The sequence below is a fragment of the Actinomyces sp. genome (genome assembly GCF_030530635.1).
Classification (GTDB): Bacteria; Actinomycetota; Actinomycetes; order Actinomycetales; family Actinomycetaceae; genus Actinomyces.
Genome location: NZ_JAUMUL010000100.1, coordinates 1 through 6,619 on the forward strand (window position 1 = coordinate 1; position 6,619 = coordinate 6,619).

Annotated in this window: 8 protein-coding genes and 1 pseudogene; 5 read left to right on the forward strand and 4 right to left on the reverse strand. The window is 65.2% G+C overall.

The features are described 5' to 3' along the window. Positions 1-115 precede the first annotated feature (115 nt). Together Q4A20_RS14450 and Q4A20_RS14455 are read left to right on the forward strand one after the other, a co-directional pair. Complete coding sequence (locus tag Q4A20_RS14450; RefSeq protein ID WP_303124053.1) at positions 116-358, forward strand: type II toxin-antitoxin system RelE/ParE family toxin; 243 nt, start codon at positions 116-118, stop codon at positions 356-358. A 90-nt stretch (positions 359-448) separates the two neighbouring features. Continuing rightward, on the forward strand, positions 449-1,753 hold the full coding sequence (locus Q4A20_RS14455) for an acetyl-CoA carboxylase biotin carboxylase subunit family protein (RefSeq protein ID WP_303124044.1): 1,305 nt from the start codon (positions 449-451) through the stop codon (positions 1,751-1,753). A 139-nt stretch (positions 1,754-1,892) separates the two neighbouring features. Here the strand turns inward: Q4A20_RS14455 and prfB are convergent, their stop codons facing one another. The 3 genes from prfB to Q4A20_RS14470 form a co-directional block, all read right to left on the reverse strand. Further along, positions 1,893-3,014, reverse strand: a complete 1,122-nt coding sequence (gene prfB / locus Q4A20_RS14460) for a peptide chain release factor 2 (protein ID WP_303124045.1) — start codon at positions 3,012-3,014, stop codon at positions 1,893-1,895. 193 nt (positions 3,015-3,207) lie between these two features. After that, positions 3,208-3,744 (reverse strand): glycosyltransferase, encoded by a 537-nt coding sequence (locus Q4A20_RS14465; RefSeq protein WP_303124047.1) that lies wholly within the window; start codon positions 3,742-3,744, stop codon positions 3,208-3,210. Next, positions 3,741-4,040 carry a peptidase T4 gene (locus tag Q4A20_RS14470; protein WP_303124049.1) on the reverse strand — a complete coding sequence of 100 codons (300 nt, stop codon included), beginning with the start codon at positions 4,038-4,040 and terminating at the stop codon, positions 3,741-3,743. The genes Q4A20_RS14465 and Q4A20_RS14470 overlap by 4 nt, the downstream gene beginning before the upstream one ends. Positions 4,041-4,425: 385 nt before the next feature. Between Q4A20_RS14470 and Q4A20_RS14475 the strand changes: the two genes are divergently transcribed. Further along, positions 4,426-5,145, forward strand: coding sequence for a hypothetical protein (locus Q4A20_RS14475; protein ID WP_303124050.1), 720 nt, complete (start codon positions 4,426-4,428; stop codon positions 5,143-5,145). A 15-nt stretch (positions 5,146-5,160) separates the two neighbouring features. On the opposite strand, the pseudogene Q4A20_RS14480 reads toward Q4A20_RS14475, so the two are convergent. Further along, positions 5,161-5,311, reverse strand: a pseudogene (locus tag Q4A20_RS14480) (transposase); the annotation flags it as partial. A 366-nt stretch (positions 5,312-5,677) separates the two neighbouring features. Between Q4A20_RS14480 and Q4A20_RS15195 the strand changes: the two are divergent. After that, positions 5,678-5,971 (forward strand): transposase, encoded by a 294-nt coding sequence (locus tag Q4A20_RS15195; protein ID WP_368502490.1) that lies wholly within the window; start codon positions 5,678-5,680, stop codon positions 5,969-5,971. A 105-nt stretch (positions 5,972-6,076) separates the two neighbouring features. Then, positions 6,077-6,268, forward strand: a complete 192-nt coding sequence (locus Q4A20_RS14485) for a hypothetical protein (protein WP_303124051.1) — start codon at positions 6,077-6,079, stop codon at positions 6,266-6,268. Positions 6,269-6,619: the final 351 nt, after the last annotated feature.

Consider the following 6,619-nt stretch of genomic DNA (forward strand, 5'->3'; position numbering starts at 1 on the left):
CCACCCGCCGCGGGGGGGTTTGCTGTGTGGTGGGGGGGGGGGGCTTACCCCCCCCGGGGGGGGGGACCCCCCCCCCACCCCAAGGTCGTGATTCGACATCAGAACGCTCAAAGCTCTGCGCCGCATCGACAAGCGGGATCAGCGCCGGCTCCAGGGTGCGATCGCTCTGCTTGCCACCAACCCGCGCCCTCCCGGATGCCGCCCTCTCAAAGGCCGCCCCGCCTGGCGGGTACGAGTAGGCGACTTGGGTAAATTCAGCATCATCTACACGATCGACGACGGCCGACTCGTCGTCGTTGTGGTCACGCTCGGACACCGCCGCGACGTTTACCGCCGACCGAGCCGAGGACGCCCGTAGGCGTCATGCCGCCGGCACAACCAAATAAGCTCATTGAGGTGACCGGTGGCCACTACGCGCACGCCGGTTTTGGAAGAGAGGATTGGCTGAATGTCCTTGCCTGACGACACATCCGCCTGGGCGGTGCTTGTCGGCGTCACCACCTCCGGGTCGCACGCCTCAGCGCACTGGTTTCAAGGTTTTCTGAAGTCCTGCCGGGAGCGGAAGCTGCGCATCTGCGGCGTGGACTTTCATGAGCCCTTACAGCACCAGACCCCGCCCATACCGGTCGACTGCCTGGTCACGGTTCCCGGCCCTTACACGAGCGGACTCGACGCGGAGCAGATCACTGCGGCGGTGCAGGAGATTCGAGCGCGCTGCCCGGGCGAAGTGGTGCTGTCCACCGCACTCCGAGAGAACTATCAGCTGCAAAACAGCCGGCTTGCCCGCGCGCTGGGGACCATGGCCAACGACGAGGCCTGCATCAGGCTGATCCAGGACAAACCTGCCTGCCGCGAGGCTCTGCGTCAGGCCGGTCTGCGTCAGCCGCAGTGCCTGCGGATCATAGGGGCCGCGGCGGACGGAACATCGCTGTTCGGCAATGCGGCCGGAGCGAGAGTGAAGACACCGCCTCCCGCCCCCGGCGGCTGGATCGTCAAGCCGGCTACCGGGATGGGCAGCGTAGGGGTACACCACATCGCTTCGCTGGACGAATTGCCCGATCTCGGCCCCGATGTCATCGCAGGAGGTTACTGCCTGGAGGAGTTCGTGACAGGTACGGAGTTCTCTGTCGAGGGTCTCACCGTTGACGGGCAAGTCCGCGTCTACACGACGACCGCCAAGACGACCAACGAGAGCTTCGTCGAGACTGGCCATCTTCAGCCGGCCGGGCCCGACAGGATCCCGCCGTCATGTCACCTGCGGGAGCAGCTCCAGACGTGCATCGATGCGCTGGGGATTCGGTGCGGGCACCTGCACGTCGAGTTCTGGGTGACACCTGAGAAAGAAATCGTATGGGGTGAGTTCCACGTCCGGCAGGGTGGAGACTTCATCTCCCCCGACCTGGTGTCTGCGGTGTGCCCGGGGTTGGACTTTTACGGCGAATTGGTCGACTCCCTGCGCGGAGAGCCGCTGCCGCCGACCCCGGAGATCAGTCGCCACGCAGGCGTGCGCTTCGTCGAGACCGCCGCCGGAACCGTCGTCGGCATCAGCCTCAGTAGAGAACTCCCGGCCGGGACCGACGTCTTTTGGGAATGCCGCCCTGGCGAGACGGTCCACGCCGTCAATGGGCTGCGCGCACGCCCGGCCGCGGTCCTGGCGTGCGCCGGTGACGAGCCTGCGGTCGAGGCCATGCTCGCCGGCGCGATTGACGCCTGCGATGTCCGCGTAGTCTCGTCCGAGCGAGAAGGAAGGTGACGCGCCGGGCAACAGCCGCGAGGCCGAACTATCCCGGCACTGAGGAGTCAGCGAGTCGTGATACCGACCTGCCGGCAGGCCCGTCTAGGTGTAGGGCGGCCGACTCACGCAGGCGATTGTGCCGCCAGTCACCAGCGGCTCAGTCGGCCGCCTGCTCCTGCTGCTTGCGCCAGCGGATGCCGGCGTCGATGAAGCCGTCGATGTCACCGTCGAATACGGAGTCGGGGTTGCCGACCTCGTAGCTGGTGCGCAGGTCCTTGACCATCTGGTAGGGGTTGAGCACGTAGGAGCGCATCTGGTCGCCCCAGGAGGCCTTGACGTCGCCGGCGAGCTCCTTCTTCTTGGCGTCCTCCTCCTGCTGCTTGAGCAGCAGCAGGCGGGACTGGAGCACGCGCATGGCGGCGGCACGGTTCTGGATCTGGGACTTCTCATCCTGCATGGAGACCACCAGCCCGGTGGGCAGGTGGGTGATGCGCACCGCGGAGTCGGTGGTGTTGACGCTCTGGCCGCCGGGGCCGGAGGAGCGGAACACGTCGACGCGGATGTCGGTCTCGGGGATGTCGATGTGGTCGGTGGACTCGATCAGGGGGATGACCTCGACCGCGGCGAAGGAGGTCTGGCGGCGGCCCTGGTTGTCGAAGGGGCTGATGCGCACCAGGCGGTGGGTGCCGCCCTCCACGCTGAGCGTGCCGTAGGCGTAGGGGGCGTGCACCTCGAAGGTGACGGACTTAAGCCCGGCCTCCTCGGCATAGGAGGTGTTCAGCACCTTGACCGGGTAGTCGTGCCGCTCGGCCCAGCGGGTGTACATGCGCAGCAGCATCTCGGCGAAGTCCGCGGCGTCCACTCCGCCCGCCCCGGAGCGGATGGTGACCACGGCGTCGCGCTGGTCGTACTCGCCGGACAGCAGGGTGCGGATCTCCAGGTCGGACAGGTCCTTGCGCACACCAGCCAGGTCGTACTCGGCCTCGGCCAGCAGTTCCTCAGCGTCCGCGCCGGACTCCTCCCCCGCCATCTCCACCATGGTCTCCAAGTCATCGATGCGCCCGCCCAGTGCCTGAACGCGCTTGAGATCCGCCTGTGCGTGCGAGAGGGCGGAGGTGACGGCCTGCGCGGCATCGGGGTCATCCCACAGGTCGGGGGCGGCGGCCTGCTCGGACAGTTCGGCGATGCGCCCGCGCAGCGCCTCGGGGTCCGTCACGGCGACGACGGAGGCGTAGGTGTGTCGGAGCTGCTCGATCTCGGCGGGGAAGTCTGTGGCCACGGGCCCGAGTCTAGAACAGACCCGTGGACCGAGCCGACGGCGGCCACTGGTGTTCGCCGGCCCAGTGTCCAGATTCGGCACAAACGCCGCACCCGTACCCGTCGGTCACCCGTAAAACTGCTTGATTCCAACGATCAGCAAACGTAAGTTGGCTGCTTCGAGCGCGTTTGTGCCGGATTCGGACAGTTCACCTTCACAACCCGGTGGTGGCGCGGGCGGTTCCAGTGGCGGTGATGGTGAACCCGGATGCTGGTATGACTCCCCAGGGCAGGAAGGGCGGCCGCGAGTGGGCCGACAACGTGACCACGGCAGTAGCGCCATCCGGGCTGGAGGCCTCCAGGATCCGTAGATCCGCCAGGTCAACCGGTTGGTTCGCCAGGTCAGCTGCCGCCGCAGCCTGCACGCTCGCCGTGGACAGCTCCCCCGGCCCGGCATCCGTAACGGTACCGCCGAAGTAAGAATCCTCATCAACGGCGTCCGCCGCCGCAACCGCGGCCGAGTCGGCCAGGGACGTCAGCGTTTTCAGATCCAGATAGACGGCGGTGGCCGAGGCCAATGCCAAGATCAGGGCCAGCACGACGGCTATCAGCCCGACACCCAGCAGAAGGGTCTGTCCTTCCTCTGCGGCGGCCGCCCGACGTGCGCACACAACGACTCGGCGCAGTCGCCTGGCAGTCTGCCGAGTCCGCTCGACCACACCGCGCTCGCCGCTCCGCATCCCCAGAATCATGGTTCGTCTCCCGTCCCGGCGAGAGTGACGGAGCGCTCGGCGTTTATGACGACCACGTCTTGCCCCACGCCGCTCAAGGACAGCAGTGGCAGGTCCACGCCCACCTCAATCCGCACCACCGCGGCGTGGCAGGAACTATTTGCACAGCCCACGGTCATCGCCGCGGCGGGGTCGGCGTCGACCCCCTGGTCGGACAGGGCGAGGCCCACGGCGGTGCGGGCATGGGCGACGGCCGTGTCCCCCTCCTCGATCTCCAGGATGCGACTGGCGGCGTCCGCGGCGGTAAGGGCACGCATGCACACATCTGGCACGGCGTTGGCGCTGGATGCGCCTAGATATCTGTGCACGCTCCAGACCACTGAAAACCGCTGATGGTCAGCAAGAGGACAGCAACCCATAACGTCCTCCACACCCGCGCACCGTACGAGCGAACCACATGACCACCGCGCACCTTTGAGAAACGCCACAGCACGCAACCCACTCGCCGTACGTACCAGACGCGAGGTGCGCTGAGATTGACCGACGCCAACATAGATCCCACGCAACCCCGCTCGTGAGGGAACTGCTAACAATGTCGTAACCGAGCGCCGCAGTCCACCCACACCCCCAAACCGTCCGCTACCTTTGATTTCAACAAAAGACGCGACCGCATGATCGCAGGCCCAGATGCAAGGACACGCAATGAGCGCAACCAAGTTGCCCCACCACCTCCTCGACTCCCTTCCTGAAGAGTCCTCCGCCCGGATCGTACTTCAAATGGATAAAACACGCATCGAACAAGAATCCAGGGCGAACACACCTTTCTGGATAGCTCTCACCTCGGGAATCATAGCGACCGCTATCACCTTCACCAACGGCGATCTGATCTACCTAGCCGGACTCCTCGCTATCACCTGCATCGCGGCGACAGTCGTGTTTAATAAGCACAGTCAAAAAGCTCGCGAAGTGCGCAAGTTCTATAAGGAAATGTCCACAGCCGTAGAAATTGACAAGGCCGCGGGAGTCACCTTCTCCCCCAGCGAAATCGCAGTCTTCGAAGCAATGTACCACAACCAAAAGGACGGCGCTATATTCCACGCGCGAAACATGGCCACAGGGCTCCTCATTGCATTGCTCATTGTATTTATACCCATGCGTTGGGGGTACGAATCCGACGGGTCCGAATCCGGCGCCATCATAGCATGCGAGAATGCGATATCGCAGCAACTCAAGGACCCCCACTCCGCATCCTTCAGCGGCACCACGGCCGCAAAACAAGGAGAACGCGAATGGCTGATTACCGGAACAGTACGCGGAACAAACTCATTCGGGGCAACCGTCCCGGCATTGTATGTATGCACAGCGAAATGGAACGGCTCCGATTACACCACTATCGGATCAATACAAAGGCAGTCTTACTAATGTGGCTCTTCCGGTTTAGGGGTGTAGTAGCTGTTGTCTGAAGCCGCCGGCGTGGATGAGGCTGCGGATGGCGCTTGTTGGTCAGGTTTCTGAATCCGAGGGCGATGCCGCGTAGGTGTTCCAGGCGGCCGTTGACTGCTTCGGTGGGGCCGTTGGAGGTGCCTGGGTGGCCGGTAGCCGGTCTTGAGGGTCTGCATCACCTTCTCCATTCGGGTCTTGCCCTGGGCGGGTGCCCCTATGTGGTTTGTCAAGCGGCTGTGGGCAGTTGCTGGGCTGGTTGGGGGTCGTAGAGGGAGCCGTCTCGGACCCGTGGCGTACATGGGGTGAGGATGCGGCGGTGGGCGAGGGCGAGTACGGCTTGGCCCAAGGTGAACTGCACCGGGTTTGATGGAGGCAGTGAACGCACGGAAGGATCACTGCCGGGAGTGCTCAGAGGAAGTACCCCGAAGAGGGTTGCGGGAGCGGGCTACCAGGATGGCTGTGCAGGGGCCCGTAGGGACCCGGAGAGGTCTAAGGGGGGCGAACCTGGAGGATCGCCGATGAACTGGGTGTCCACACCGAGGCGCTGCGTACCTGGGTGAAGAAGGCCGAGATCGACGCAGGCGCCCGCCCGGGAACCACCACATCTGATGCCGAGCGGATCAGGCAGCTGGAGAAGAAAGTACGCGAGCTGCGCAGGGCTAACGGGGATCCTGCGCAAGACGGTGCGCGCATGTTTGCGCCCCGGGCGGAGTGTGAGGCGCCGCTAGAGGTCACCGGTCTCCTTCATCGACGGGCAACAAGGCGGACCTTGGGGCCTGTGCCGGTTCTGTCAGGCGCTTACTAGTGCCGGTGTCAAGATCGCCCCTACCCGTCCTGCCGGGCCCGCAAGTCCCGTCCCCCATCGGCAAGGAGTAGACGCGACCAGGCTCTGAAGGCCGAAACCAGCAGAGTGCATGAGAACAACTACTGCGTACTGGGCGCAAGGAAGATGCACGCCATGCGGGGCCGGCCCGAGGCCTCCGCCCGGCACGGCCTGGGGCATGCGACGCCTGCTGCACCGCGGGTGCGTCTGATGCGGGACATGGGCCTGCACGGCCACCGGCCGCGCCAAATCGCCCAGGACGACCCGGTCGGCTCCTAAGGAGCAGTGCCCCGCGGACCTGGTCAAAAGACACTTCAGCGCGTTCAGACCCAACGAGTTGTGGGTGGCGGACATTCCCCCACTACGTGGGAGGTACCCCCACCTACGTACGAACCCTGTCCGGCTGGGTGGTGCGCCTGCTTTCGCCCGCCGACGTCTACTCCCGGCGGATCATCGGCTGGCAGACCACCCGCGAGCTTGTACACCGACCTGGCCCAGGGGCGCCCTACGCATGGGGATCTGGCAGCGTCCGGCGCGAGGGCGCTGACCTTACCGGCCTGATCCACCACACGCGGCCGGGGAGTGCAGTACCGGGCCATCCGTTACGGGCAGGCCCCCTCCGACTGCGAC

Bases quoted from the DNA above. Each gene is read 5' to 3' on its own strand.
- Q4A20_RS14455 (WP_303124044.1), top strand. From the start codon at position 449: ATGTCCTTGCCTGACGACACATCCGCCTGGGCGGTGCTTGTCGGCGTC.
- Q4A20_RS14465 (WP_303124047.1), bottom strand. From the start codon at position 3,744: ATGATTCTGGGGATGCGGAGCGGCGAGCGCGGTGTGGTCGAGCGGACT.
- Q4A20_RS14470 (WP_303124049.1), bottom strand. From the start codon at position 4,040: ATGCGTGCCCTTACCGCCGCGGACGCCGCCAGTCGCATCCTGGAGATC.
- Q4A20_RS14475 (WP_303124050.1), top strand. From the start codon at position 4,426: ATGAGCGCAACCAAGTTGCCCCACCACCTCCTCGACTCCCTTCCTGAA.